This is a genomic window from Streptomyces sp. NPDC090032 (genome assembly GCF_044748025.1).
In the GTDB taxonomy this organism is placed as follows: Bacteria; Actinomycetota; Actinomycetes; order Streptomycetales; family Streptomycetaceae; genus Streptomyces.
In genome coordinates this window covers 168,947-194,876 of the sequence record NZ_JBIVFF010000003.1, presented here as the reverse complement: position 1 = coordinate 194,876, position 25,930 = coordinate 168,947, and the positions used below count along the sequence as shown (strand labels likewise).

Annotated in this window: 28 protein-coding genes; 15 read left to right on the top strand and 13 right to left on the bottom strand. The window is 69.6% G+C overall.

From position 1 onward, the window contains the following. Positions 1-359 precede the first annotated feature (359 nt). The 3 genes from proP to ACIPWY_RS07910 all read left to right on the top strand — a co-directional run bounded on the left by proP (position 360) and on the right by ACIPWY_RS07910 (position 3,707). Entirely contained in the window at positions 360-1,769 is a 1,410-nt protein-coding gene (gene proP, locus ACIPWY_RS07920) for a glycine betaine/L-proline transporter ProP (RefSeq protein ID WP_401532661.1), read from the top strand. Positions 1,770-1,854: 85 nt separating this feature from the next. Next, positions 1,855-2,988 carry a DUF2330 domain-containing protein gene (locus ACIPWY_RS07915; protein WP_362899580.1) on the top strand — a complete coding sequence of 378 codons (1,134 nt, stop codon included), beginning with the start codon at positions 1,855-1,857 and terminating at the stop codon, positions 2,986-2,988. 41 nt (positions 2,989-3,029) lie between these two features. Beyond that, positions 3,030-3,707, top strand: coding sequence for an O-methyltransferase (locus tag ACIPWY_RS07910; RefSeq protein WP_401532468.1), 678 nt, complete (start codon positions 3,030-3,032; stop codon positions 3,705-3,707). A gap of 28 nt (positions 3,708-3,735) precedes the next feature. On the opposite strand, the gene ACIPWY_RS07905 is transcribed toward ACIPWY_RS07910, so the two are convergent. After that, positions 3,736-4,131, bottom strand: a complete 396-nt coding sequence (locus ACIPWY_RS07905; protein WP_362899576.1) for a hypothetical protein — start codon at positions 4,129-4,131, stop codon at positions 3,736-3,738. Positions 4,132-4,237: 106 nt separating this feature from the next. Between ACIPWY_RS07905 and ACIPWY_RS07900 the strand changes: the two genes are divergently transcribed. The 3 genes from ACIPWY_RS07900 to ACIPWY_RS07890 all read left to right on the top strand — a co-directional run bounded on the left by ACIPWY_RS07900 (position 4,238) and on the right by ACIPWY_RS07890 (position 5,886). Then, complete coding sequence (locus ACIPWY_RS07900; protein ID WP_362899574.1) at positions 4,238-4,651, top strand: DUF1992 domain-containing protein; 414 nt, start codon at positions 4,238-4,240, stop codon at positions 4,649-4,651. Between the two features lie 37 nt (positions 4,652-4,688). Then, entirely contained in the window at positions 4,689-5,003 is a 315-nt protein-coding gene (locus ACIPWY_RS07895; protein ID WP_362899572.1) for an antibiotic biosynthesis monooxygenase, read from the top strand. A 205-nt stretch (positions 5,004-5,208) separates the two neighbouring features. After that, entirely contained in the window at positions 5,209-5,886 is a 678-nt protein-coding gene (locus ACIPWY_RS07890; RefSeq protein WP_401532467.1) for a hypothetical protein, read from the top strand. Between the two features lie 85 nt (positions 5,887-5,971). Here the strand turns inward: ACIPWY_RS07890 and ACIPWY_RS07885 are convergent, their stop codons facing one another. Further along, positions 5,972-6,541, bottom strand: a complete 570-nt coding sequence (locus tag ACIPWY_RS07885; protein ID WP_401532659.1) for a DinB family protein — start codon at positions 6,539-6,541, stop codon at positions 5,972-5,974. 99 nt (positions 6,542-6,640) lie between these two features. On the opposite strand from ACIPWY_RS07885, the gene ACIPWY_RS07880 reads away from it, so the two are divergent. Beyond that, positions 6,641-7,147, top strand: a complete 507-nt coding sequence (locus ACIPWY_RS07880; RefSeq protein ID WP_362899568.1) for a GNAT family N-acetyltransferase — start codon at positions 6,641-6,643, stop codon at positions 7,145-7,147. Positions 7,148-7,153: 6 nt separating this feature from the next. Here the strand turns inward: ACIPWY_RS07880 and ACIPWY_RS07875 are convergent, their stop codons facing one another. The 3 genes from ACIPWY_RS07875 to ACIPWY_RS07865 all read right to left on the bottom strand — a co-directional run bounded on the left by ACIPWY_RS07875 (position 7,154) and on the right by ACIPWY_RS07865 (position 10,803). Beyond that, a complete protein-coding gene (locus ACIPWY_RS07875) occupies positions 7,154-9,127 on the bottom strand; it encodes a DHA2 family efflux MFS transporter permease subunit (RefSeq protein WP_393698963.1) in 1,974 nt (657 codons plus the stop codon). Between the two features lie 291 nt (positions 9,128-9,418). After that, entirely contained in the window at positions 9,419-10,090 is a 672-nt protein-coding gene (locus tag ACIPWY_RS07870) for an HAD-IA family hydrolase (protein ID WP_362900067.1), read from the bottom strand. 134 nt (positions 10,091-10,224) lie between these two features. Further along, positions 10,225-10,803, bottom strand: coding sequence for a TMEM165/GDT1 family protein (locus ACIPWY_RS07865; RefSeq protein ID WP_362899566.1), 579 nt, complete (start codon positions 10,801-10,803; stop codon positions 10,225-10,227). Between the two features lie 471 nt (positions 10,804-11,274). Here ACIPWY_RS07865 and ACIPWY_RS07860 point away from each other — a divergent pair, with 471 nt between their 5' ends. The 4 genes from ACIPWY_RS07860 to ACIPWY_RS07845 all read left to right on the top strand — a co-directional run bounded on the left by ACIPWY_RS07860 (position 11,275) and on the right by ACIPWY_RS07845 (position 16,282). Beyond that, positions 11,275-11,922 (top strand): HNH endonuclease family protein, encoded by a 648-nt coding sequence (locus tag ACIPWY_RS07860; protein WP_362899564.1) that lies wholly within the window; start codon positions 11,275-11,277, stop codon positions 11,920-11,922. Positions 11,923-12,019: 97 nt separating this feature from the next. Next, positions 12,020-13,672 carry an alkaline phosphatase D family protein gene (locus ACIPWY_RS07855; RefSeq protein ID WP_401532466.1) on the top strand — a complete coding sequence of 551 codons (1,653 nt, stop codon included), beginning with the start codon at positions 12,020-12,022 and terminating at the stop codon, positions 13,670-13,672. A 122-nt stretch (positions 13,673-13,794) separates the two neighbouring features. Then, a complete protein-coding gene (locus tag ACIPWY_RS07850; protein ID WP_401532656.1) occupies positions 13,795-15,756 on the top strand; it encodes an FAD/NAD(P)-binding protein in 1,962 nt (653 codons plus the stop codon). A gap of 58 nt (positions 15,757-15,814) precedes the next feature. After that, positions 15,815-16,282 carry a DoxX family protein gene (locus ACIPWY_RS07845; protein WP_362899558.1) on the top strand — a complete coding sequence of 156 codons (468 nt, stop codon included), beginning with the start codon at positions 15,815-15,817 and terminating at the stop codon, positions 16,280-16,282. Between the two features lie 193 nt (positions 16,283-16,475). Here ACIPWY_RS07845 and ACIPWY_RS07840 read toward each other — a convergent pair whose 3' ends face one another. Beyond that, complete coding sequence (locus tag ACIPWY_RS07840; protein WP_401532465.1) at positions 16,476-17,120, bottom strand: superoxide dismutase family protein; 645 nt, start codon at positions 17,118-17,120, stop codon at positions 16,476-16,478. Between the two features lie 307 nt (positions 17,121-17,427). Here ACIPWY_RS07840 and ACIPWY_RS07835 point away from each other — a divergent pair, with 307 nt between their 5' ends. Then, on the top strand, positions 17,428-18,054 hold the full coding sequence (locus ACIPWY_RS07835) for a DedA family protein (protein WP_401532464.1): 627 nt from the start codon (positions 17,428-17,430) through the stop codon (positions 18,052-18,054). A 266-nt stretch (positions 18,055-18,320) separates the two neighbouring features. Here ACIPWY_RS07835 and ACIPWY_RS07830 read toward each other — a convergent pair whose 3' ends face one another. Then, positions 18,321-18,575: a DUF2277 domain-containing protein gene (locus ACIPWY_RS07830; RefSeq protein ID WP_362899552.1), complete on the bottom strand. Its 255-nt coding sequence runs from the start codon at positions 18,573-18,575 to the stop codon at positions 18,321-18,323. Positions 18,576-18,705: 130 nt separating this feature from the next. Between ACIPWY_RS07830 and ACIPWY_RS07825 the strand changes: the two genes are divergently transcribed. After that, on the top strand, positions 18,706-19,044 hold the full coding sequence (locus tag ACIPWY_RS07825; RefSeq protein ID WP_362899550.1) for a hypothetical protein: 339 nt from the start codon (positions 18,706-18,708) through the stop codon (positions 19,042-19,044). A gap of 31 nt (positions 19,045-19,075) precedes the next feature. On the opposite strand, the gene ACIPWY_RS07820 is transcribed toward ACIPWY_RS07825, so the two are convergent. Continuing rightward, on the bottom strand, positions 19,076-19,240 hold the full coding sequence (locus tag ACIPWY_RS07820) for a hypothetical protein (RefSeq protein WP_362899548.1): 165 nt from the start codon (positions 19,238-19,240) through the stop codon (positions 19,076-19,078). A 218-nt stretch (positions 19,241-19,458) separates the two neighbouring features. Here ACIPWY_RS07820 and ACIPWY_RS07815 point away from each other — a divergent pair, with 218 nt between their 5' ends. Next, entirely contained in the window at positions 19,459-20,106 is a 648-nt protein-coding gene (locus ACIPWY_RS07815; RefSeq protein ID WP_393698010.1) for a PASTA domain-containing protein, read from the top strand. 173 nt (positions 20,107-20,279) lie between these two features. On the opposite strand, the gene ACIPWY_RS07810 is transcribed toward ACIPWY_RS07815, so the two are convergent. The 3 genes from ACIPWY_RS07810 to ACIPWY_RS07800 all read right to left on the bottom strand — a co-directional run bounded on the left by ACIPWY_RS07810 (position 20,280) and on the right by ACIPWY_RS07800 (position 23,050). Beyond that, positions 20,280-21,284: an NAD(P)H-dependent flavin oxidoreductase gene (locus ACIPWY_RS07810; RefSeq protein WP_393698008.1), complete on the bottom strand. Its 1,005-nt coding sequence runs from the start codon at positions 21,282-21,284 to the stop codon at positions 20,280-20,282. A 1,175-nt stretch (positions 21,285-22,459) separates the two neighbouring features. Then, positions 22,460-22,675: a hypothetical protein gene (locus ACIPWY_RS07805; protein WP_351986570.1), complete on the bottom strand. Its 216-nt coding sequence runs from the start codon at positions 22,673-22,675 to the stop codon at positions 22,460-22,462. Positions 22,676-22,699: 24 nt separating this feature from the next. After that, the gene (locus tag ACIPWY_RS07800) at positions 22,700-23,050 is read right to left on the bottom strand and encodes a helix-turn-helix domain-containing protein (RefSeq protein WP_362899539.1); all 351 of its coding nucleotides are present in this window, start codon (positions 23,048-23,050) and stop codon (positions 22,700-22,702) included. 128 nt (positions 23,051-23,178) lie between these two features. Here ACIPWY_RS07800 and ACIPWY_RS07795 point away from each other — a divergent pair, with 128 nt between their 5' ends. Further along, positions 23,179-23,691, top strand: a complete 513-nt coding sequence (locus ACIPWY_RS07795) for an STAS domain-containing protein (protein WP_362899537.1) — start codon at positions 23,179-23,181, stop codon at positions 23,689-23,691. Between the two features lie 385 nt (positions 23,692-24,076). On the opposite strand, the gene ACIPWY_RS07790 is transcribed toward ACIPWY_RS07795, so the two are convergent. Together ACIPWY_RS07790 and ACIPWY_RS07785 are read right to left on the bottom strand one after the other, a co-directional pair. Then, a complete protein-coding gene (locus ACIPWY_RS07790; RefSeq protein WP_393698005.1) occupies positions 24,077-24,619 on the bottom strand; it encodes a hypothetical protein in 543 nt (180 codons plus the stop codon). A 99-nt stretch (positions 24,620-24,718) separates the two neighbouring features. Further along, the gene (locus ACIPWY_RS07785; RefSeq protein ID WP_393698003.1) at positions 24,719-25,069 is read right to left on the bottom strand and encodes a hypothetical protein; all 351 of its coding nucleotides are present in this window, start codon (positions 25,067-25,069) and stop codon (positions 24,719-24,721) included. Positions 25,070-25,930 lie beyond the last annotated feature (861 nt).

Genomic DNA, 25,930 nt, shown 5'->3' with positions numbered 1-25,930 from the left:
CCCAAGAGGCTCGCACTACCCCCGGGGTGAGACGCAGGCAACCCCCACTTCACCTGAGCGTCCACCGGTTTTTGACCGGATGACGATGATGCGGGGCATGCGGGGACTGCGTGGTTGCGGTCGAGGGCCGCGACAAAGCTCACAGATCTGTCCGTTCGCGACGCACCGAGGCCGAGGCGTCATGCCTGGCCGGAGCCACTTTTCCCACGGTGCGCGACGGCTCGAACACTACCCGTAATGATCGCGAATGCCCCTATGGTCGATTTCTGGCCGCCCCGCCGTGGGCGGCTTCGTCCGTCCCCACGCGGACATGTCCCTGTCCCCGTTGAAAGCAGGCGAGCAGACCCTTGTCGAGCGCACTGACCGTCGTATCCAGGACCGACGCCCCAGCGAAGGGCGCCTCCCCCGAGGTCACCGTCACCGATCCAGCGCTGGTCAAGCGCGCGGTGAAGGCGGCGGCGCTCGGCAATGCGATGGAGTGGTTCGACTTCGGTGTCTACAGCTACATCGCCGTCACCCTCGGCAAGGTCTTCTTCCCCTCGGGCAACCCCACGGCCCAGCTCCTCGCGACGTTCGGCGCCTTCGCCGCGGCGTTCCTCGTGCGTCCGATCGGCGGCATGGTCTTCGGACCGCTCGGCGACCGCGTCGGCCGGCAGAAGGTCCTCGCCGTCACCATGATCATGATGGCGGCGGGCACGTTCGCGATCGGCCTGATCCCGTCGTACGCGACGATCGGCGTCTGGGCGCCGATCCTGCTGCTCCTGGCCCGTCTGGTGCAGGGCTTCTCGACCGGCGGTGAGTACGGCGGCGCGTCCACCTTCATCGCCGAGTACGCGCCCGACAAGAAGCGCGGCTTCTTCGGCAGTTGGCTGGAATTCGGCACGCTCGCCGGATACATCGGCGGCGCGGGCCTGGTCACCCTGATGACGGCGCTGCTGTCCTCGGACGACCTCGTCTCCTGGGGCTGGCGCATCCCGTTCCTGATCGCGGGCCCGATGGGCATCATCGGCCTCTATCTGCGGATGCGGCTGGAGGAGACCCCGGCGTTCGCGGCCGAGCTGAAGAAGGCGCACGCGTCGGAGAAGGCCCGGTCCAAGGTCAAGGTCCGCGACATGATCACCGGTCAGTGGAAGGCGCTGCTCCTGTGCGTCGGCCTGGTCCTCGTCTTCAACGTCACCGACTACATGCTGCTGTCGTACATGCCGAGCTACCTCACCAGTGAGCTCCACTACGACGAGACGCACGGCCTCCTCGTGGTCCTGGCCGTGATGGCGCTGATGATGATCGTCCAGCCGTTCGCGGGCGCGCTCTCCGACCGCATCGGCCGCCGCCCGGTGATCGCCGCGGGCTGCGTGGGCTTCCTCGCGCTGTCCGTCCCGGCCCTGCTCCTGATCCGCAACGGCTCCCTGTGGGCCATCGCCCTCGGCATGGGCGCGCTCGGCCTGCTCCTGGTCTGCTTCACCTCGGCGATGCCGTCCGCGCTGCCCGCGCTCTTCCCGACCCGGGTGCGCTACGGCTCCCTGTCGATCGGCTTCAACGTCTCCGTCTCGCTCTTCGGCGGCACGACCCCGCTGGTCGTCACCGCCCTCATCGGGGCGACCGGGAACATGATGATGCCCGCGTACTACATGATGGCCGCGGCCGTCATCGGCGGTGTCGCGGTGTGGTTCATGACCGAGTCGGCGCGCCGCCCGCTGCCGGGCTCGCCGCCCGCCGTCGAGCCCGACGATCTGCTGCGGCCCATGACCGCCACCGCCACAGCCGCGTAACACCGGGAACCGCGCTCCCCCGCGCCCCGTCTGCTCCAACGCCGCACACGGCACGGACACACAGGGCGCGACATCGGGGGCCGGCATGAGCACCGCACCACCACTGACCATGAGGGCCAGGGCGCTACTGACCGCCCTGGCCCTCATGGCGTTCCAGATCGCCGCGCTGGTGTCACCGGCGTACGCCTGCGGGTGCGGCGCGATGGTGCCGCCCGCGGGTACCGACCTCACGGTGTACGACGAGACGTCCGCGGTGCGCTGGGACGGGCACAGCGAGCAGATCGTGATGAGCCTGTCGGTGAGCGGCAACGTGCGTGACGCCGCCTGGATCATGCCCGTACCGCACCGCGCGTCGGTCGAACTCGGCGACCCGGGGATCTTCTCGCAGCTGAGCGACGTGACAGCGCCCGTCGAGCGGACCCGGCACCACTTCTGGCCCGGCTCCGACGACTGGCCCTTCGACGGCGGGCGCGGCGACGGCGCCACGGCCGGCGCCCCCGCGCCCGGCGGTCCGGTCGAGGTGGTCGGCCGTGAGCACCTCGGCCCGTTCGACGTCGCCCGCCTCACCGCGACCGACCCCGGCGCACTCGCCGGCTGGCTCGACGAGAACGGCTTCCAGCTCCCCGACCGCCTCGACAGCGCGCTGCGCCCGTACGTCGACCGGGGCTGGGAGTACGTGGCGATCCGCCTCGCGCCCGCCGACGGCGACAGCGTGCTCGGCGGCGCCCTCGACCCGCTCCACCTCACCTTCGCCAGCGACCGACTCGTCTACCCGATGCGCCTGTCGAAGCTCGCCCGCACCGAACAGCACCTGCGCCTGTACGTGCTGTCCGCCCACCGCATGGAGCCGCGCTCCAGCATCGGCGGCGACGCCCCGAAGGTCACGTACGCGGGCCGGATCCCGGCCGGGACCGGCGGGCCACTGCCCGAATTCGCCGACGGCGAGCGGTACTTGACCGCACTCACCCAGGACTTCCCGCAGCCGTCGCGCATCTACGGCGACCACGAACTGCGGCGCACCGCGAGCGACGCCACGCACCGCAGCGTCGTGTGGGACGACGAACTCCTCACCGCCGGGGGCGTCCCGGTGTGGCTGCTCACCGTTGTACTCCCCGTGCTCCTGCTCCTGCTGGTGGCCGCCGTCCTCGCGTTCCGCCGGCACTCCCGTCGGCCGGTGCAGCCCCCGCCGCCGGTGCACACCCCGCCGCCGCTCGGCTGAATTCCGCGCGGCCCGCCGCCCGGTGCGCCCATCATGGGGCCATGGCTGAGCACGCATCCCAAGAGCAGTGGACCGCCGTCGACGACTACCTGACCGGACTCCTCGCCCCCGCCGGCGAGGCCCTGGCGGCGGCCCTCGCCGACAGCGAGGCGGCGGGCCTCCCGCACATCGCCGTCGCCCCGAACCAGGGCAAGTTCCTCCACCTGATCGCCCAGATCCAGGGCGCGCGCCGCGTCCTTGAGATCGGCACGCTCGGCGGGTACAGCACGATCTGGCTGGCCCGCGCCCTGCCCGCCGACGGCGTCCTCGTCACCCTCGAGTACGACGCCCGGCACGCCGAGGTGGCCCGCGGCAACCTCGCCCGCGCCGGCCTCGACAAGGTCGCCGAGGTCCGGGTCGGCCCCGCCCTCGACTCCCTGCCGGGCGTCGCGGCCGACCATCCCGACCCCTTCGACCTCGTCTTCATCGACGCCGACAAGGCCAACAACGCGCACTACGTCGAGTGGGCGCTGCGCCTGACCCGTCCCGGCAGCGTGATCATCGTCGACAACGTGGTGCGCGACGGCCGCGTGACGGACGACGGCACGGCCCCCGACATCCGCGGCACCCGCGCCGCGCTCCAGCTGATCGCCGACCACCCGAAGCTGGACGGCACGGCGGTCCAGACGGTGGGCAGCAAGGGCTACGACGGCTTCGCGCTGGCCCGCGTACTGCCGTAGCACCGCTTCCTGACAGCCTGGCAGGGCATCACATCTCGTGGAAGAAGCCCACGTTGACGCTGCGGGACTCGTTGCGGTCCAGGACCACGACCTCACCCGACGCACCCGGCGCGAGAGCGGCGGCCCCTCCGTAGACGAGGGGCCGCGGCTCCCCGCCGGTCAGCGTGAGACGCACCTCGGACGACGGCTCGTCGTGCGAGCCGCGCAGCCAGAACACGGACCAGGCGCCGTCCTGGCCGCAGCGGAACTCGAGATGGACGCGCGAGACGAACAGCCAGTCGTCGGGCGTCGCGAGCCGGCACACGTTCCGGTCACGCCCCACGCGCAGCACGGCTCCCGGCTCGCTCGGCGCGTCGGCCATCAGCATCCCGGCCGTCGCACCCGCGTCCGCCCCCGCGACGGAGGCCATGGTCAGCTCCAGCACCCGCACAGCTCCTTCGGTCATTCGCGGCCCGCCGGTACCGGGTCCGCCGACGCCGCATCCTAAGTTGTCCCCTGCCTGTGCGGGATGCCTCTGGGACAATGACCCCATGACCGAACGCAAGCCGCCCGCCGTCAGCTTCGAGTCATGGGTCGACAAGCAGATCCGCGACGCCGAGCGCGCAGGAGACTTCTCCCACCTCCCCGGAGCCGGCAAGCCGTTGCCGAGCACGGCCGACACGACGTACGACGAGAACTGGTGGATCAAGCAGAAGATGGCCCGCGAGGGCTTCTCCGTGCTGCCCCCGTCGCTCGCCCTGCGCAAGGAGGCCGAGGACGCGCTCGCCGAGGCGGCGCAGGCCTCCTCCGAACGGATCGTCCGCAAGATCGTCACCGACATCAACGACAAGATCCGCGACATGATGTTCAAGCCCCCACCGGGTCCGCCGCTCGGCCTGAAGCCGTACGACGTCGAGGAAATCGTCCGCGACTGGCACGAGCGGCGCGGGGCACCCGGGTCCTGACGCCGATCTCGCGCGCCGGTGCGCGAGGATGGGCGCCATGAGCATCGTGAAGATCAACGTCCTGACCGTCCCGGCGGAGCAGCGGGAGACCCTGGAGAAGCGCTTCGCCTCGCGCGCGGGCGCCGTGGAGAACTCCGACGGCTTCGAATGGTTCGAGCTTCTCCGCCCCGTCGAGGGCACGGACGACTACCTGGTCTACACGCGGTGGCGTGACGAGGCGTCGTTCCAGGCGTGGATGGAAGGCCCGATGAAGGCGGCCCACCAGGGCGGCGGCGACCGCCCTAAGCCGGCCTCGAGCAGCTCCTCGGTGTGGTCCTTCGAGGTCGTGCAGCAGGCGGCGCCCAAGTCGTAGTCCGCCGGACGCCCCCCCCGGGGGCAGCCGGGTTTCTGGCGCCATGTCAGAACTCCGGGGTATGCAGTAGACGCGGGGATTCCACTCGATCAGCAGCCTGCTGTCACGCCTTGAGTCGTCCCGAAATGACAGCGGATGAGCCGATTATTACGTTCGTTGCATGTCGGCTGTCCAGCTGGCGTCTCTGAGACAGGGAACGATTGACATGCCCACGCGAACCTTCGTCGTATCCGCCGCCATGTTCGGCGCAGCGGCCCTTGCCGCCACCGGTGTCACCTATGCCGCGCAATCCGAATCGACCCAGGCCGCCCCGGCGGCCGAACAAGCCGTCCCGCCGGCTAAACAAGCCGCACCGCCGGCCGAACAAGCCGCCCCGCCGGCGAAGCCGGCCGCACCGCCCGCCAAGCAGGCCGCCCCCGAGGCGGCTCCCGTCGGTAACGACAGCGGGGACGAGGGGCGGGGCCACGAAGACGAGGGCCGCGGCGACGAGGGCCGCGGCGACGAGGGCCGCGGCCACGAGGACCGTGACCGTGGCGACGAGGGCCGTGGCCACGGGGACCGTGGCCGCGGCTACGGCGGCGAGCGGGAGGGAAGGATCCACTTCAACGAACGGACGTTCTCCGCCGCCATGGAGGGCTGCATCCCCGCTGCCAGCGGGCTGGGCTCAACCAGTTTCAGCATCGACAACGACAGCGACAAGACCGTTGAGGTCTACCGCGGGTTCAACTGCGACAACGGTTCACCGGTGGCCACGGTCGGCCCCTACGGCTCTACTTATGGCGTCGCGACCCGGACCGGTCAAGGGAGCGGCCAGGGAGGCATCTTCGTCGAGGACGCGGTCGTGGGCAGTTTCCGGGTGATCGGCCACCACGACGAGTGGTGACACCTCCGTCCCGAGCACGGGGGGCGCCGGCCCGTCGGAATCGGGCCGGCGATGACGGCCTCGCCCCACTGGCGTCGGCCACCCCTCAGGGGGCGTCCGCCTCGCCGTCCTCGGTGAGCACCAACCAGCGCCGTCCGTCGATGAGTTCGCGGGCGGCGTCCAGGTGCCCGGCGTGGCAGGCGGTCTCGGTGATGACGTGCAGCAGGACGTCCCGGTGGCTGTGCAGATGCGGCGGCCCGAAGAGGTGGTGCGGCCACCAGGCCAGGGGCGCGTCCGCGGGCGTGGCCGTGATGATCGCGTCCGCGCGCTCCGTCTCGCGGCGGTAGCGCTCCAGGACGTCGGCCGCCGGCACATCCGGGTCGACCTGCCACGCGTCCTCAATGGCGTCGAGGCTGTCGATGACTGCCTGATCTCCCGTCAGGACTGCCTGGAACCAGAAGCGTTCGACGTCGAGCGCCAGGTGCTGGACCAGCCCCAGACACGTCCAGCCGGACGGCAGCACGGGCCGCCGCAGCGCCTCGTCGTCGAGCCCGTCGATGATGCCCAGGATGTGGCGGCGCTGTCCGCGCAGGGCGTCGAGCAGCGTCTTGGTCTCGCCGGTCTCGGGCTCGGGGCTGGTTTCGGCGCTGGTCTCAAAAGGGGTCTCGTCGGTCACAGGTACGTCTGTCACGCCACAGAGCATGTCCGAACCCCGCGTGCCTGTACAGGCGAAATCACTTGCGCCCGGCGCCGCACCTCCCCCGACAATGCCCCCATGAACTCGCCGTGGACCGTCGCCCCTGAGCCGTTCGACTCCGCCGTCGCCGCCGAGTTGTGGCGCGCGTACTACACGGAGGTCAGCGACCGCTGGTACCTGCTGCACGAGGGGCACACCACCGACCCCGACGAGCTGGAGCGCGAGGTCGCCGCCGACACGGGGGCCTATCTCGCGGCACCGGACGGGGTGTTGCTGGTCGCGCGGTACCGGGGCGAGCCCGCCGGTACCGCGGGCGTGCGGATGATCGACGCCTCGACCGGCGAGCTGAAGCGGGTGTTCGTACGGCCCGACATGCGCGGGAAGGGCGGCGGGTCCGTGCTGCTCGCGGAGGTGGAGAGTGCCGCGCGGGGTCTCGGCGCCGAGCGGGTCCTGCTCGACACCCGGGGCGACCTGGTGGAGGCCCGGATGCTGTACGCGCGGCACGGCTACGAGGAGACGGCCCCGCACAACGACGAGATGTACGCCGAGCACTGGTTCACGAAGAAGCTCGTGCGGGACGCGTGAGCGGCGTCAGGCGCCCTCGGCCGCCAGGCCGTCGTGCGGGCGCTCGGCGTCCGACCCGCACAGCTCCGCGTTGAGTTCCTCCACCAGTTTCACCAGGTCCGTCGGCCGGTTCGGGCCCCACCAGTCCCCCAGCAGGTCGGCGAGCGACTCCTCGCGGGACGCGGACAGCCGCGCGGCGACCTCGCGGCCCTCCTCGGTGAGGACGAGGTCGAGGCCCTCGCGCGTGGCGAGGTGCCGTTCCTCCACCTGCCGGGCCGCCGCGATGATCACGGGCAGCGGTACGGCGCTGCGTTCGGCGAGCGCCGACGGCTCCGCCCACCCGTACCGCTTGATGCGCAGCAGGAGCCAGCTCGTGGCGGGCAGCAGGTCGTAGCCGGCCCGTTCGGTGATCTTCTCGTAGATCTCGCGGCGTCCTTCCCGGGTGCCGAGCACCGACAGGGCCCTGGCGCATTCGTCGTGCGATGAGCGCTGTACGGGGTTGCTGGCCAGGGTCTCCGTCCCGTCCGGCGCGGTGACCGAGCCGCGCAGCTTGTCCTCGCGCAGGAACCAGGCCAGTACGAAGGCGACGAGGGCGACCGGGGCGGCGTAGAGGAAGACGTCCGTGATGGACGACGCGAAGGCGTGCAGGACCGGCCCGCGTACGGCGGGCGGCAGCACATTGATGCCTCGTGGGTCCGACTGGAGCGCGTTCACGTCGATGCGCGGCGGCAGGCTGCGGCCGGCCAGGGCGTCCGTGAGTTTGTCGCCCAGGCGGCTCGCGAAGATCGTGCCGAAGATCGCGACGCCGAAGGAGGCGCCGATGGAGCGGAAGAACGTGGCGCCGGAGGTGGCGACGCCCAGGTCCTCGTACGAGACGGCGTTCTGCACGATCAGGACGAGGACCTGCATGACGAGTCCGAGGCCCAGGCCGAAGACGAAGAAGTAGGCGCTCATCTCGCCCGTCGTGCTGTTCTCGTCGAGCTGGTGCAGCAGGAGCAGACCGAGGGTGGTGACACCGGTGCCGAGGATGGGGAAGACCTTCCAGCGGCCCGTACGGCTGACGATCTGGCCGGACGCCGTTGTGGAGAGCAGCAGTCCGATGACCATCGGCAGCATGTGCACGCCCGACAGCGTCGGCGAGATGCCGTGGACGACCTGGAGGAACGTCGGCAGATACGTCATGGCCCCGAACATGGCGAAGCCGACGACGAAGCTGATCACCGCGGACAGCGTGAACGTGCGGATGCGGAACAGCTTCAGCGGCAGGACCGGCTCGGCGGCCCGCCGCTCGACCTGGACGAAGGCGACCGCGAGGACCACACCGAGTACGGCGAGGCCGACGATCTGCGGCGAGTCCCAGGCCCAGGTGGTGCCGCCGAGCGAGGCGACGAGGACCAGGCAGGTCGCCACGGCGGCGATCAGGAAGGTGCCGAGGTAGTCGATCGTGTGCTTGGCGGAGCGTACGGGGATGTGGAGCGTGGTGGCGATGACGACGAGCGCGACGATGCCGATCGGCAGGTTGACGTAGAAGACCCAGCGCCAGCTGAGGTGTTCGGTGAACAGCCCGCCGAGCAGCGGGCCCAGCACGCTCGTCGTGCCGAAGACGGCGCCGAACAGGCCCTGGTACCTGCCCCGGTCACGGGGCGGGACGATGTCGCCGACGATCGCCATGGACAGGACCATCAGGCCGCCGCCGCCCAGTCCCTGGAGGGCGCGGAAGCCGATCAGCTGCGGCATGTTCTGCGCCATGCCGCACAGCGCCGAGCTGACCAGGAAGATCACGATGGCTATCTGGAAGAGCTTCTTGCGGCCGTACTGGTCGCCGAGCTTGCCCCACAGGGGCGTGGCGGCCGTCGACGCCAGCAGGTACGCGGTCACGACCCAGGACAGGTGTTCCAGGCCGCCGAGGTCGCTCACGATGGTCGGCAGCGCCGTCGAGACGATGGTCTGGTCGAGCGCCGCGAGAAGCATGCCGAGCAGCAGCGCGCCGATCGAGACCATCACGCTCCGGGGGGCGAGGCCGCCGCCGATCGTGGAACCGGTGCGGTCACCGCCGGGGCCTGCCGTCAGGTCCGTGCGGGGAAGGCCCCCGCCAGCGTCCTGAGTCATGGACACCTCCTGAGGCCCCGCGCCGGACACGGCCGACCGGGGCTCTGCCATCTACCAGGATGGTCGGTAAGACCCGGTTTGGCCTGTTGAGGCCGGGGCGTTCAGGTGGGGTGCGGCGGCGCGGGGCGGCGGAGGGTCCGGCCGTACGGGGGCGCGGGCCCGCCGGTACAGCGGTGGGAGGCCCTAGCCGATGTGGAGCAGGATCTCGCCCGCGGCGCCCGCCTCGACGCGTACCTGCGTCAGGTCGTCCACGACCACCGTGGGGCCGTGCGCGCCCGCGCGGGGGCCGACGCCGACGACGCGCATCCCGGCGGCGCGGCCGGCCGCGATCCCGGCCTCCGAGTCCTCGAAGACGACGCAGTCCGCCGGGTCGATGCCCAGCTCGGCGGCGCCCTTGAGGAAGCCCTCGGGGTCGGGCTTGCTGGCGCCGACGCTCTCGGCGGTGATGCGCAGGTCGGGCTGGGTGAGGCCGGCGGCAGCCATGCGGCGGGTGGACAGGGCCACGTCGGCCGAGGTCACCAGGGCGTGGGCGAGGCCGCCGTCGCGCAGGGAGGCCATGAACACGGCGGCGCCCGGCACGGGGACGACGCCGTCGACGTCGGCGGTCTCCTCGGCGAGCATGCGCGCGTTCTCGGCGTGGTTCTCGGCCATGGGGCGGTCGGGCAGGAGGAGCGCCATGGACGCGTAGCCCTGGCGGCCGTGGACCACCTTCATGACCTCGTCGGCGTCGAGTCCGTGGAGGGCGGCCCAGCGGTGCCAGCAGCGCTCGACCACCGCGTCGGAGTTGACCAGCGTGCCGTCCATGTCGAGCAGAAGGGCGCGGGCGGACAGAACAGTGGTGGCCGTCATCGGCAGGGTCCTCCAGGCGTAGGAACAAGGCGGCCCCGCCCACCGGTCAGGGTGAGTGGGCGGGAGCCACTTTGTTCCTCAACTGTACAAAACGCTGCCGCGACTACGCCAGCGGCCCAGGTCAGGGCCGGATTCACGGCTTATGCCACCGCTTCGTACAGGCTCCAGACGCCCATGCCGAGCATCAGAACGGCGGCGATCTTCGTGATGAGCGCCAGCGGCACCCGCTTCATCAGCGCCTTGCCGCCGACTATGCCGAGGCCCGCGACGGCCCACAGGGCGAGGACGGCGCCGAGACCGACGGAGAGCGGGTTGTCGTAGCGGGCGGCGAGGTTCGCGGTCATGATCTGCGTCAGGTCACCGAACTCCGCGACCAGGATGAGCATGAAGCCCGCGCCGGAGACCTTCCAGAAGCTCTGGTCCTTGGGCTTGCGGACCTCTTCCTCCTCCTCGTCCTTCTTCATCAGGAGGACGGCCGCGCCGCCGAGGAACAGCACACCGGTCAGGGCGTGCACGAGCTGCTGCGGCAGCAGGGTCAGGACACTGCCCGCGGCGACGGCGAGCGCGACATGGACGGCGAAGGCGGCGGCGACACCGGCGAAGACGTACGAGGCGCGGTAGCGCGTGCCGAGGACGAGTCCGGCGAGCGCGGTCTTGTCGGGGAGTTCGGCCAGGAAGACGATGCCGAAGACGACCGCCATCACGCTGATGCTGATCAAGATTCCTCAATCGGTCGGGCTGCCCCGCCGAGAGATACGCAGTCCTGCACGACACCTCGGCACGGCAGCGCTCAGGTGCGTACACGGGTGTGCACGCAGTTGAATCACTGCTTTGCCGAAGGTCTCGCTGGCCGGACCGGGTGTACGGGTCCTGCCTCCGGGCGCCGGCTCAGAACGAGCTGAGCAGTATGTCGACGGTCCGGCGAAGAGCTACTCCCCTCCTGCGCCGTCCATCCTACGCGAACTACTGAGCGAATCGGCATGACCCGCGTCACGCCCGGACACGCCGCCCCGGTACCACCGGCCCGCACCCCACATCACGCCCGCTCTCCCGGAAGTCACGTCCGCCCCCTTGATGTGTACGCGTCGTTGACGCGACCCTGTCACTCGGCGCACATCTCCCGGAAACCCCGGAGCGCCAGCATGGCCGGGCCCGCTCGGCCAACTTCCCCCCACTTCAAGGGAGTTCACATGCGCATGTTCTACGCGCGTCGACGCGTCGCCGCACTCGGCGCCGTCACCGCCGTCGTCTCCGCTCTCACCCTGCTGAACGGCCCCGCCGCGCAGGCCTCTCCCCCCACCCCGGTCAGCGGCGCCACCGCCCGCACGTACCTTTCCGAGCTCACGGTCAAGGCCGAGGGCTCCTCCGACGGCTACAGCCGCGACCTGTTCCCGCACTGGATCACCCAGTCCGGCGCCTGCAACACCCGTGAGGTCGTCCTCAAGCGCGACGGCACGAACGTCTCGCAGGACTCCAGCTGCGCGGCCACGTCCGGCAGTTGGTACTCCGAGTACGACGGCGCCACCTGGAGCGCTGCGGCCGACGTCGACATCGACCACATCGTCCCGCTCTCCGAGGCCTGGAAGTCCGGCGCCAACGCCTGGACGACCGCCCAGCGCCAGGGCTTCGCCAACGACCTCACGCGGCCCCAGCTCATCGCCGTCACGGACAACGTCAACCAGGCCAAGGGCGACCAGGACCCGGCCAAGTGGATGCCGTCGCGCGCCGCGTACAAGTGCACCTATGTCCGCATGTGGGTGCAGGTGAAGCACTACTACAACCTCACGGTGGACTCCGCCGAGAAGAGCGCGCTGACGTCCTACCTCAGCGGCTGCTGAAACCCTCGCGCCCAGGATCTCAATCCCGGCCTGCCGGAACCACCCCGCCGGCCTCCGTCGTTCCGTACCGTACGGGGCGACTGAGGAGGCTGATCACGTGGCACGGCTGCGACTTGGACCGCTGCTGAGATACGTGGACGAGTCGTCGGCGACCGTCTGGGTCGAGGCGAGCCGTCCGTGCACCGCCGAAGTGCGCTGCGCGGACGGCTCGTCGGGCCGTGCCCGCACGTTCCAGATCTGCGGCCACCACTACGCGCTGATCCCGGTGACCGGCCTCACGCCGGGCAGCGCGACGGCCTACGAGGTACTGCTCGACGGGGTCCAGGTCTGGCCACTCACCGACTCGCCCTTCCCGCCGAGCACGATCCGCACGCCCGCCTACGACGACGTGGCCCGCCCCGTCCGTATCGCGTTCGGCTCGTGCCGCTGGGCCGCGCCGCCCGCCGACGACCACGACCCCGTCGGCCCGGACGCCCTGGACACGCTGGCCATCGAACTCGCCGCCGCGCCCGACGCCGAGCGCCCGGACGTCCTGCTCCTGCTGGGCGACCAGGTCTACGCGGACGAGACCTCACCGGCGACCCGCCGCTATCTCGCCGCCCGCCGCGACCTGCGCGACGCCCCGGGCAACCAGGTCGCGGACTACGAGGAGTACACCCGGCTCTACTACGAGTCCTGGCTCGACCCCGATGTGCGCTGGCTGCTGTCCACCGTCCCCTCCTGCATGATCTTCGACGACCACGACGTCATAGACGACTGGAACACCAGCGCCTCCTGGCTCGCGGAGATACGGGCCACCGCCTGGTGGAACGAGCGCATCCTCAGCGGCCTCATGTCGTACTGGGTCCATCAGCACCTGGGCAACCTGGCGCCCGCCGCACTGGCCGCCGACCCCGTGTACGCGGCGGTGTGTGCGGACCCCGACGGGACGGACGCGCTCAGGGAGTTCGCCGCCCGCGCCGACGCCGACGCGGTGTCCGTCCGCTGGAGCTACCGGCGCGACTTCGGCCGCGTACGCCTCCTGATGGTCGACACGCGGGCCGCCCGCGTCCTGGCCGAGGCGGACCGGTCGATGCTCGACCCGTCGGAGGCGGCATGGCTGCGGGAGCAGGCACTGGAGTCCCCCGGCGCGTACGACCATCTCCTCATCGGGACGTCACTCCCCTGGCTGCTGCCGCATCTCGTGCACGACGCCGAGGGGTGGAACGCCGCACTGTGCCGGGGTGAGCGCGGTGCGCGGTGGGCCCGGTTCGGCGAAAAGCTGCGCAGGCGGGCCGACTTGGAGCACTGGGCCGCGTTCCCCGCGTCGTTCGACGCGCTGACGGCACTGATCGCCGAGGCGGGCGGCGGCGAGGGCGCGCCGGCGACGGTGTGCGTACTCTCCGGCGACGTCCATCACGCGTACGTCGCCGAACCCGCCTGGCCCGCCCACGCGCCGGCTCCGGCCGCCCGCGTCCTCCAGCTGACCTGCTCGCCGGTGCACAACTCCATCCCCGGCTCGATAAAGATCGGGTTCCGCTTCGGCTGGAGCCGCTTCGGCCGCGCTCTCGGACGGCGCTTCGCCCGGCACGGCCGCCTCGCCGCTCCCGCGGTGTCCTGGCGGAAGACGGGCGGGCCCTGGTTCGGCAACCAGCTGATGACGCTGACGCTGCGCGGGCGCGCGGCGCGCCTGCGGCTCCAGCAGGCGCAGGCGGTGCCGGGCGGGAAAGCCAGGCTGCGGGACGCCGCGAATACGGTGCTGAGTGAATGACCGTACTGAGTGAATGTTGTGAATGACCGTGTGTGACCAGGCCTGTCGCCCACGGGTCCGCCGGGTGAAGATACGGCGCATACCCGGACTCCGCTCTTCCCTTGACAGGGCGACCCGGCATGATGAGCGGACGTTCCGCTGCCAGCAGCCCCACATGCCCCTGGAGTCCCTCTTTGTCCGCAGTGTGCTCGGCGCCGGCCGCAGCGATAGTCGGGGCGGGCCCGCGCGGTACCAGCGTCCTCGAACGACTCTGCGCCTCCGCCGGTGAGCTCCTCCCGCCCGGCGCCCGCCTCACCGTCCACGTCGTCGATCCGGCGCCGCCGGGAGCCGGCAGCGTCTGGCGGACCTCGCAGGCACCCGAACTCCTGATGAACACCGTCGCCTCACAGGTCACGCTGTTCACCGACGACAGCGTGGACTGCTCGGGCCCGATACGCCGCGGGCCGAGCCTGCACGAGTGGACCCAGCGCCAGGGCCTCCCCCTCGGCCCCGACGACTACCCGTCCCGCGCGCTCTACGGCCGTTATCTGGAGTGGGTGTTCAGCGAAACCGTGGGCTGCGCCCCCGACGCCGTACGCGTCGAGGTGCACCGGGCGCGAGCCGTGCGCCTCGACGACGCGGACGACGGCCGCCAGACCCTCGTACTCGACGACGGGCGGGAGCTGACCGGCCTCTCCGTCGTCGTCCTCGCCCAGGGCCATCTGCCCGCGGGCGCGAGCCCCGCCGAGACGCGCCTGACCGAGTACGCGCGCCGGCACGGCCTGCGCCACGTCCCGCCGGCCAACCCGGCCGACCTGGACCTCTCCGCCGTCGCCCCGGGTGAAACGGTCCTGCTGCGGGGCCTGGGCCTCAACTTCTTCGACCACATGGCGCTGCTCACCGAAGGCCGCGGCGGACGCTACCGCCACACGTCCGCAGGGGAGTTGAGGTACAAACCCTCGGGCCGCGAGCCGCGCCTGTACGCCGGGTCGCGCCGCGGCATCCCGTACCAGGCGCGTGGCGACAACGCCAAGGGCCCGTACGGGCGTCACGAACCGGCCGTCCTCACCCCCGAGACCATCGCCCGCTTCCGCGAGCGCGCGGACTCGGGGGACGCGCCGGACTTCCTCGGCGAGATCTGGCCTCTCGTCGCGAAGGAGGTGGAGACCGTCTACTACGAGACGCTGCTGCGCCGCGCGGGTGCGGGGGACGCCGGTTTCCGCGAAGGCTTCCTCGCCGCGCCGCACCAGAGCTCCGAAGAGGCCGACGTCCTGCACGAGTTCGGAATTCCGGAGAGTGTCCGCTGGTCCTGGGACCGTATCTCCCGGCCGCACGCCGGGCTCTCCTTCGGCTCGCCCGAGGAGTGGCGGACCTGGCTCCTGGCCCATCTGCGCGAGGACGCGGCGCACGCCGCGCTCGGCAACGTGGACGGCCCTCTGAAGGCGGCCCTGGACGTGCTGCGCGACCTGCGCAACGAACTGCGCCAGGCCGTCGACCACGGCGGGATCGGCGGCGGCTCGCGCCGCGACCACCTCGACCGCTGGTACACCCCCCTCAACGCCTTCCTGTCGATCGGGCCGCCCAGGCGGCGCATCGAGGAGATGACCGCGCTCGTCGAGGCCGGCGTCCTGACGGTGGTCGGACCGCGCCTCGACGTGCGGACCGAGGACGGCGCGTTCGTCGCGCACTCGCCCGATGTGCCCGGTTCATCCGTGAGAGCCACCACACTCGTCGAGGCGCGGCTGCCGGAGACGGACGTGGCGCGCACCGGTGACCAACTGCTCGCCGGGCTCCTGAAGACCGGCCACGTCCGGCCGCACACCCTCGACGGTTACGTGACGGGCGGGGTGGACGTGACACCGCGCCCGTACCGTCTGATCGACCGTCAAGGCAGGCCGCACGCACGGCGGTTCGCGGTCGGTGTACCCACGGAGGGGGTGCACTGGGTGACCGCGGCGGGAGCCCGCCCGGGTGTGGACTCGGTGACTCTGTCGGACGCGGACGCGGTGGCCCGAGCAGCCCTGAGGACCGCCGCGCAGGACCGCCCGGAACCCGGCACGGAGCGCCGTTCACGGCCAGATGTTGAACTTGCAAGCGTTGATTAGGGTCCCCTAACCTGTGGCCTCCATCGGTTCGTCCCCAACCGACACAAGGAGTCCCCCCATGACTGGACGTCTCAACAACGCCCAGCCCTACGCCCTCGGCCTCTTCCGCATCATCGTGGGCCTGCTCTTCGCCTGCCACGGCGCCGCCTCGCTCTTCGGCGTCCTCGGCGGAGCGATGGGCGGCGGCACCGTCCCCACCGGCACCTGGCCCGGCTGGTACGCGGCCGTCATCCAGTTCGTCGGCGGCGCCCTCGTCACCCTCGGCCTCGGCACCCGCACCGCTGCGTTCATAGCCTCCGGCTCGATGGCCTACGCGTACTTCAAGGTCCACCAGCCGGAGGCCCTGTGGCCGCTCCAGAACGGCGGCGAACCGTCCGCGATGTTCTGCTGGGCCATGCTGCTCCTGGTCTTCACCGGCTCCGGAGCGCTCGGCCTCGACCGGCTCTTCACCGCACGCGGCAAGGACAAGGCGGAATCCCCGGCCGCCTCGGCGCCGACTCCCGAGGGGGAGCCTGCGGCGGCTTGATGGCGTGAGGGCTTGATCGCTCGATCGCTCGATCGCTTGACGGGCTGACTGCTTGATGGGCTCACTGCCTGACCGCTTGATGGCCTGACGGCTTGTCGGGGAGGGGCGCCGGCGCGTGCCGGCTCCCCTCCCTGCCGCTCACCTTCCCCGGTGAGCCGGCGGCTCGTACGGCACTGGCTCGGGCGACACGGACTCAGACGGCCGACACCGGCCCGGACGGCATCGACTCAGACGGCACCGGCTCGAACGGCACCGTGAAGCACGCGATCCGGGCGCCCGCTCCGCCCGGCATCCCGTGCAGCACCACGGACCGCGCCTCGCCAGGCCTGAACTCCCAGCCCTGCCGCGCGGTCGCCGCCCCCGCACCCTGCGCGTCGGTGGTGAAACCGAGCCAGACCTCGTTCTCGGGGTTCGCATAGGCCGGATCCCTCGACGGCCGCACCGGATCCTCACGGTGCTGGTAGTGCCCGCCCGCCGCGGCCGGATCCCCGCCGCACTCCCCCTGGTGCACTTGCGCACCGTACGCGCGCCCCGCGACCAGCCCCTCGACCCGCACGCTCACGCTCACGCGACCGTGCCCGCCGCGCTGGACGACCTCGATCCGCGCCCCGGCGGGCACGAGCTTCATGTCGTACGTCAGCGCGGGCGACGCCACGAAGGCGCTCGGGGGCGAGAACCGCGCCGCCACCCGCACCCCGTAGCCACCGGGATATCCACCGGGATCCGCCACCCGGCTGCCCGCGGTCTCGCTGCCAGCGGTCCCGCCACCCGCTGTCCCGCCGCCCGAGGCGAGTACGGCCGCCGCCGTCACAGCCCCCGCCACGATTCTTGCCACCATTGGCACCTCCACTTACTTCATGCACCTGCTCATGCACTTGCTCCTTCACCTGCTCCTCCAGGCCCGCTCACCCGCTTCCGGGCTCTGCCGCTCCGTCGTTCGTACGGGGTTACCGGGGCGTACAGCACGCGCGACGCGGCACCTGGGTGAACGTGACCTGGAGAACACCTGAGCCCCTGGTGACCCTCCAGCAACAACCGAGGCGTACGCTGTACAGCTGTCATCAGCCGCCCCTGCCGCTCCCCGGGACACCGCGGCATCAGTCGCTGACCGGGGAATTCACGCATAGGGATCACGGGGAGTCGCGGTGCTGGAGAGTGTGGGGTCGCTGACCGGCGGTCCGTGGGTCTACGCGGTGGTGGCCCTCTCGGTACTGCTCGACGTGTTCCTGCCCGTCCTGCCGAGCGGCGTCCTGATCATCACCGCGGCAACCGCCGCCACGGCCGGCACGGGGGCGACGGCCGGACAGGTGTCGCCGGAGGTGCCGTCCATCCTGGCGCTGATGCTCTCGGCGGCCACGGCGTCGGTACTGGGCGACCTGGTCGCGTACCGCATCGCGTGGCGCGGCGGCGAACGCCTCGACCGCGCGATCGCCCGCTCCCGCCGCCTGACCAGCGCGCAGGAACGCCTCGGCGGGGCGCTGGCGCGCTCCAGCGGCGGCATCCTCGTGGTCATCGCCCGCTTCGCCCCGGCGGGCCGCTCGATCGTCTCGTTCGCGGCGGGCACGGCTCATCGCCGGGTCCGTGAATTCCTGCCGTGGTCCGCGCTCGCGGGCGTGGCCTGGGCGGGCTACAGCGTGGCCCTCGGCTACTTCGGCGGCCAGTGGCTCGGCGCGAGCTGGCTGGCCACGGGGGTGTCACTGCTCGCGCTGTTCGGGGCGGGGGCGGGTGCGGCGTTCCTGATGCGACGCCCGACACCGGAACGGACGAGCTGACCCTTGACCCCACGCCCCCGCAACGCCTGTCCGGACAATCCCCAGGCTGCCGCGTCGGGGCGGCGTACCTGATGCGGCGACCGCCGGCCAAGCCGGCGAGCTGATCCCACGCGTCCGGCGACACCTGCCCGGGCAGCCCCCACGCTCCCGCAGCGAAGACGGAGTCGGCATCCCGACCCGGCACCCGGCACGTTCCTGACGCAGCACCCGGCACCAGGAACAGGCGAGCCGCCCCCACACCCCCGCGGCACCCACCCGGACAGTCCCTAGGCTGCCGGCTCCGGCTCCGGCTCCTCGGCCGACCGGCGTCCCTGGCCACGGATTTCGAGCCCGTCGAGCAGCTCGGCGGTCGCCTGGGCGACGACGTCGACAGCCCGGTCGAACACCTCCTTGTTGTGCGCGGCGGGCGCCCTGAAGCCGGACACTTTGCGCACGTACTGCAGGGCTGCGGCCCGGATCTCCTCCTCGGTGGCCTCTTCGGGGAGCACGGGCGGGCGAAGGGTCTTGATGCTGCGGCACATGCCTCCAGTCTCGCGCGCTCCCCCACCCTCACGCACGCCTTCACAAAGAACGTACGTTCGAAACACACGTACGAATGAACACGCCCGCCATGGCTCGCCTCAGTAAATCGAACAGGCGTAGCATTGCCGCGTGGCAGCGACCTATGACTTCCCGAGTGACCTCCTGGCGGGCCAGGAGGAGCTGCACCAGGTCAGGGCGGAGCTCCTGACCCTCCTGAAGCGGCTTCCCTGGTCGGTGGGCCCTCTCGACGGGTTCAACGACGACCACGGCTGGCGCAAGCGCGAGCGCCCCGCATCCCCTGGCTGGACCCCGGACGAACAGGCCGAGGTCGAAAAGCTCCGCCGGCGGGAGCGCGAGCTGGCGGTCTTCGTGACGTGCCACCGCTACTGGAAGGACGTATCGGCCCCGGACAAGGTGGACGCCCGGATGCTCCTCAAGCGGACCCACGAGGCCGACTCCCCGGAGTGACCGAACCCCAGCGGATCACCCCCAGCGGCTCTCAAGCAGCCTCGCGCATCGCGGCGGCCCACTCGACCACGAGCGCCTCGTACTCCACCCGCTCCTCGGCGCTCAGTCGCCCCCCGGCGCGCAGCCAAAGGGCACGTATCTGCTCGTTCACATCGGCGGCAGGCCGCACGGTCGCGGATTCGGAAGTCGTGGCCATAGCGTGAAGCCTACGTCCATGTGCGTGAAGGTCGCGTGAAACCCCCTTGGAGTGACGGAAGTTACGGCGGCACGCACGCCCCACCACGCCAACACGCCCGCCCCACACGGACATTCCGCCCTCCCCCGCACCCACATGACGGAAGCGACCTTCACGTTTCCTTCACATGGCGCATAATGCCCTTTCTGTACACGCACCACCCCAGGGGGGACCACAACATGCGCACGCGCACGACCGTCGCCGCACTCGCGGGCACCGCACTTCTCACGCTCACAGGCTGCGGAGCCGAAACGGCCAGCAACAAACCAGCAGCACCTCGCACCACACCCGGAACCCCCACCCCGACCGCCACCACCGCGGCCGCCACCCCGAGCAAGGACACCGCCCCCAACACAGCCAGCCTGCCGAACATGACCGGCAAGGGCCTCCAGTACGCCCAGGACCAGGCGCAGGCAGCCGGCTTCTACGGGCTCACCTCCCACGACGCGCTCGGCCGGGGCCGCATGCAGGCGTTCGACCGCAACTGGAAGGTGTGCTCGCAGACCCCGGCGGCCGGCGAACACGCCACGGACACGAAGATCGACTTCGCCACGGTCAAGCTGGAGGAGGAGTGCCCGTCGAAGGACGCGGGCCAGCCACAGGCGGCCGGATCGACGATGCCCAACTTCAGGGGCAAGTCCGTGAAGGCCGCACGCGAGGCCCTGGACAGCGGCTACAGCATCACGGTGAACGACGGATCCGGCCAGGACCGCATCATCTTCATGGAATCCAACTGGCAGATCTGCACCCAGACCCCGGCCCCAGGCACCAAACTCGACGGCCGGCCGGTGAAGTTCGACGCAGTGAAGTTCAACGAGCCGTGCTGACACCGGCCCGGACCACTCGGGGGCGGTCCGCCGGTGCGATGCCCCCGACGTGATCGAGACCCCGCTGACGTCAGCCCAGCACGTCGAAGACCCCCCGGCCGAGAGCGGCCGGGGGCCTTTTCTCGTCGGCGTTGACACGTAGTTCGACACTCGCTGGCACTGAGTCCCGCAGCCTACGCATCTGCATCCGCCGACGAAAGCAGCGATCGAGGCCGCGAGGCCAGGATCGCCTCGGCCTCGTCACTGATCGTCCGGACCACGTCCGCAGCAGGGCGGACGGCGTCGACGAAGGTCGCCGACTGACCGTAGAGGATCTCGCTCGTGTCGGGGTCGGGTGGGCCCTCGAAGGGGTCGACGTCTGCCTCGGGCGCGAACTCCTCTTTGCGGTCCTGCAGCGTCGCCTCACGTCCTGACCACTCATCGGTGAACCGATTGCGCCGGACGCGTGCGCCGATGGTCGCCGGCCAGGGCAGCCCCGACGCGATGTCGTAGGCCCGTGTCCATACGGTGTCGCCGCCATCGCTCTCGACGATCAGGCGCTTGTGGACGTCGTGCACCTCGACCGCCTCGGGCGTGGCGAGAAAGGCCGTGCCCAGCCAAGCGCCGTCCGCACCGGCGGTGAGGACCGCCGCGAGTGTCCGGCCGTCGGCAATGCCCCCTGCGGCCAGTACCGGCACATCGGGATAACGCCTTACGATCCCGGCCAGGAACGGCAGCAGGCCCATCGCCCCGGTGTGGCCACCGGCCTCGTTGCCCTGCGCCACGAGGACATCGGTGCCCGCGGCGACGGCTGCCTCCGCGTCGTCGTAGGTCTGCACTTGGCACATCACCCGGGCTCCCGCGTCCTTCGCGCGAGCAAGCCAGGGCTGCGGATTGGCGAACGACAGCGCGATGATCTCTGGTCGCTCCTCCAGTGCGGCGTCGAAATGCGGCTCGCTGAAGGGGAGGAACGGCGTGATGAAGCCGACCCCGAACGGTCGGTCCGTCGTGGCGCGAACGGTCGCGATCTGCTCGCGGATCCAGTCAGGCCCCTTCCAGGGATGCGTACCCCCGAAGGAGCCGACCCCGCCGGCGGCGGAAACCGCGGCGGTGAGCGTCCCGCCGCTGTGCAAGCTCATGGGAGCCGCCATCACCGGGTAAGTGATACCGAACATTTCAGTGAATCTCGTATGAATCACGGACTTACGTTAGCGAGAACAACGAACCTGACCAACTAGCAATGCAGCGGGCGGCCGCCGACTTACCCCGCAACGCTCACTGAAACTCACCACTCCCTTGAAACCGGACCGAGTGCGGCGACGAGCGAACATGGTCGATTTCAAGAATCACCATCCCCCCGACGCTCAATGCGTTCGGGCGAACATGGCCGGGCAACACCGATCATGATCCGGTAGAAGTGGTGAGGTGCGGCTTTCCGACGCCCGAGCCGGGAGAACCCGACATGCGTCCTCGCTCCGTGCCCGCCTTCACCGTTGTTGTGGGACGTCGTAACCGTTCCCGGCCGGACGGGACACCTGCTCCGCGGCACCGGCACGGACAACTGCATTACCTACGACCCATCAGCGCAGGCCACCGCGCCCAGTTCAGGCCCTGCGACGGAAGCAGCGGCGCATCGCGCTGGATCGTCACCATGGACAATCCAGCCACCGTGCAGTTCAAGGCCGTCGACGACCCCACCAAGTGCCTGTCCTGTCAACCGACTTGGAACTCAGTCCCGGTGGGTGCGGACGGTTTCGAACCGCCGGCATCTGCCTTGTAAGGGCGGCCATGATCCGAAGCGGAAGCGCCCGGGTTCACTCCGGTTGTTGTAGCGGCACGCCAGGTGAACGGCGCATCTCGACTGCGCCGAGCCGTTATTGACCGTGGTTGACCGCACGATGTGGCACGTCTGTGGCACACGCTCCCGCTGATCGGCCAGTTCCAGCGAACCACGTAGGGGGAACAGAGACGGGGCTGTCGGCTGTCGTCGGCGAACTAGGAACGGGGTCAGGGCTGCATGAAGATGCCGAGCGGCAGGGCCGTATTCTGCAGCAGGCGAGGCAGGCGCCGCTGATGCGTTGGTGCCGTCCGCTGCAGCCGGGTGACCCTGATCCGTACCGGGTACCCGACGAACGACCAGGAGGTTGACCGGTGATCACTCTGACCGCAGCCGGAGGAGTGGCCCTGGTCGAACTGGGCATGGCCCTGACTCCGGGACCGAACATGATCCACCTCGCCTCCCGCGCGATCACCCAAGGCCGCAGGGCGGGCCTGGTCAGCCTCAGCGGGACCGCCGCCCAACCGTGCTTCCGGGAGCCATCTGCATGCGCCCAAGGCTGCGGCCGTACGTGGTCGTTGATGTCAGCGTTGGATGTCAGCGGAACAGCTCCGGCACAGGGCAAATCCCCAACAGCTCGTCCCCCTCTATGCCTTCGCCGTCGACGCCGAGTTCTTTGAACGTGTTGATCACGCTCTGCCGAGCGGCTCCCGAGCCGCCGTCACGGAACACGATGAGGCGGATGGTGCAGTTCTCCGAACGCCGGACCACCTCGCCGGCCGATCGCACGCCCTCCTCGTCGGGTCGGCTCACGTTGATAGTCCGCCGCGGCTTGCGTTAGTTGTCGTTGTGCGGGCTCGCTGGCAGTGCTTGGCGATGGGTTTCGTCCTGGAGATTGAGCAGTGAGAGGAGTGAGGCCACCGTCAGGCCCTGACCGGCTTCGGTCGGATGGCGCAGGACCTTGGTGGGGTCGATCTCATAAATGTTGCCCCGCCCCTGGCGGGTGTGTGAGAGGTAGCCGGCCTGCTCCAGGTCCGCGATGATCTTTTGCACGGCACGCTCAGTGAGACGGCAACGGACGGCGATGTCGCGAACCCGTGCGCTCTGGTTGTCCGCGATGGCCGCAAGGACGCGAGCGTGGTTCGTCAGGAACGTCCATCCGCTGTGTGACTCAGGTACCCCATCCATGGCCTGAGTGTACCGAGCAGGCATGCACGCTTCCGAATACGCGCACTAGCTTTCGTGCATAGCTTGACGCATGTCGCTTCCCTGGGGGAACCTTGGGGCGGTCTACACCAGCGCATTGGAGGCAAGCCATGCAGCAACCCCCGCACCGGGCCCAGTCCCCCCTGACGCCGAACCTCCCCTGCTCTGATGGAGACGCTGCTGCGGGATCGCTTCTGACTGGTCAGATCACAGCGTTGTACGCACCGAGCGGCAACCGGAACCGGGTGACAATGCAAGGTGAACTCGACCTCGTCTCGGGCAACCAGATCCGAGCCCACCTGCTCGAAGCCCTGACCGATTCGTCCAGCGGTCTCGAGTTGGACTTGAGTAGGCTCAGCTTCTGTGACTGCGCCGGCCTCAACGTGCTTCTGGACCTCCGGCACCGGGCCCTGAGTCAAGGCAAGGCCGTCACGATCCAGGCCGTCAGCCCAGCGGTCGACAGGTTGCTCGACCTCACGGGAGCGCAAGAGCTGTTCTCACCCGAGCGGTCGCCGTGCACGGAACCCGCGTCATTCGCCGCCGCCTCCATGCCCTCACCGAAGCCGGGAGCGTCGCCCAGCGTCGACGTACAGCGTGCCCAGCACCTGTCAGTGTGTGTGTGAACCCGCCTGAGTGGATGATGGCTCCATGACGGCGGTGTCCATGGTTGTCCGGGTGGCGATGCAGGGCGACGAGGGCGGCGTCGTCGTTGAGGCGTCCGCGGTTCCCCCCCCCCAGCGCCTGTACGCCGGCGCCTTGGTACGCACGTGCCTGAAGCCCGCACGCGCCGTTTGGCTGGTGCCCCCGGCAGGATTCGAACCTGCGACCCCCGCTTTAGGAGCGAGGTTGGGCGGTTGGTGGCGTGAGCTGCGGAGATCTGTCTTGGGCGAAGTCCCTGCGCGTGCTCCGTTGTTGCCGCTGAGTCACCGTGAGTCCCCCTTGGTTCTGACACGAGAGTGGCACGGGACGCCCTGATCTAGAGCTACCTGCCAGCTGCTGCCGCGGATCTCATTCAGTCGACCCAGGTATAGCCCTAGGCGTGTGAACATGAGCGGGTAGATTCACACGGTCACCAACCAGCGCCTGGAAGATGTGTACCGGTTCGATCTCCTCATTGAGGCCTAGATCCTTACGGACCTGCAGGAAGATGCAAGCCAGGTCATAGACCTTGTCCGGGTCGCCTGCGTTGAAACCGCCTGCTACCTCGATCTTGGCTACGAGACGGCTCACGTTGCTACCCCCGTACAGAGACAGACGTACCTTGGCGGATGTCCACAGAGACTTGGCCGTGCTCAGCCGCGTCGTCAGCTCCTCCCGACGCCCAGCCGGCGCGTTGGCGGGAAGTTCCGATATGAGGTTTTCGCAAGTCCCGACTTCGACGATGGCCTTCCATCCATCCAGGAACGCGTCTGTGGCCAACTGCGCGATGCGCTTGCGCTCCTCTAGCTTGCGGTTGGCTCGCGTTGTGATGACTGCCACCGCGAGGGCTGAGACGACCGAGAGGCAAGCGCCAATGATCGCAACGTTCGTCAGGACGCCAAGAATCTGCATGGGGGAGTCATATCGTGTCCCACTGACAGGCGGGGGTCGCGTGCCTGTTGTGGATCGACTGCGCCATGTCGGTGCGGCACGCGCGGTCTGGGCTCCAATTTACTCGTAGTCGGAATAGTCTTCGAAACCGTCATCCCGGTAAGGGTATTGACGATCATGTGCTTCTGTTGCCTTGGCGAGTCGTTGGCGGACAGCCTGTCGGGAGATACCGCAGGCGCGCCCAATCTCTGCCTGTGACACGTTGAACCGGCATGCGTAGTAAGTGGCAGTCAGAGTGTTCGTTTCGAGGCCCGAAGAAAAGTCGGCCAATGTTGAAATTAACGCCAAGTGCTCTTCCTTGGTCACTGGTCCTGAAGTGCTGTGCGGCGGCTCAGGGAGTCGTTCCATGGCCTTCTCCCACGCGAGCCCATACAGGTAGAGGGTGATGGGGTCGTCCGGCGGCAGCGTCACGATGACAAGCGTACTTGTCGCCGCTGGCGGTTGGGAGTGGTCTGGAGTGCACGCGCGAACGCTCTGACCTGTTGTTCCTGTCCTGCTCTTGACTTGCGCGGGCTGGTGTCACATAGTGTTCCGCAAGTCCGGCGTGCCCGGAACTGCATAGCGGAGACGCGAGTCTCCGCTTTTTTGTTGCCCGAACGCAGAGTTCGGGCTTTTTTGTTGCCATTTTTTCCACGCGGAAACTGGTGACGTTTGCGCGGCTCGGCCGTTGATGGCCGGCGGAGCCGCTACTCAACCCAGGAGACCTAGGTGCAAATCCTTGGTGAACTGGCTTCGTTGGGATCTCTTCCCGGAGTGGCATGGGTGCTGCGGTGTGTAGTTCGCGACATCCTTGACTACAGGAATAAGCGGGCAGACCGTGAGCTGAAGCAGCAACTGCTTCAGCGGATCCCCGAAGACCAGGTGGCCTCAGTTTTCCGAGAGCCTGTCGCCGAACCGGGCGAAGTTCAGGAATAACTAGAACGGCTATTTGAAACCAAAGATCACCTGGGTCGGAGTGGTGTAGCTTGTGTTGCAGTCTTAAAACTGCAGCCGTGGGGAGAGTCGTGTGAACGAGCGCCGTGACGTTGGCTGCTCAGCATCAGGTGCTCCTTGAGGCTTTGGTCGAAGCCCAGGAGGTTCCGGCTGGACGCCTTCTTGGGTTGCCAGAGTTGCCCAGCAACGATGTTTGGGTGGACACCGCTGGCGCCGCAGCACTTGTGCGGGTGAACCCGAAGACCATCACTGGTTGGTTGGCACGTAGCGGGCCAAAGAAGCGACCGTTCCCATCGCCTCACCGGTTGCTGTATCGCCTGTACTGGAGGCGGAGCGACA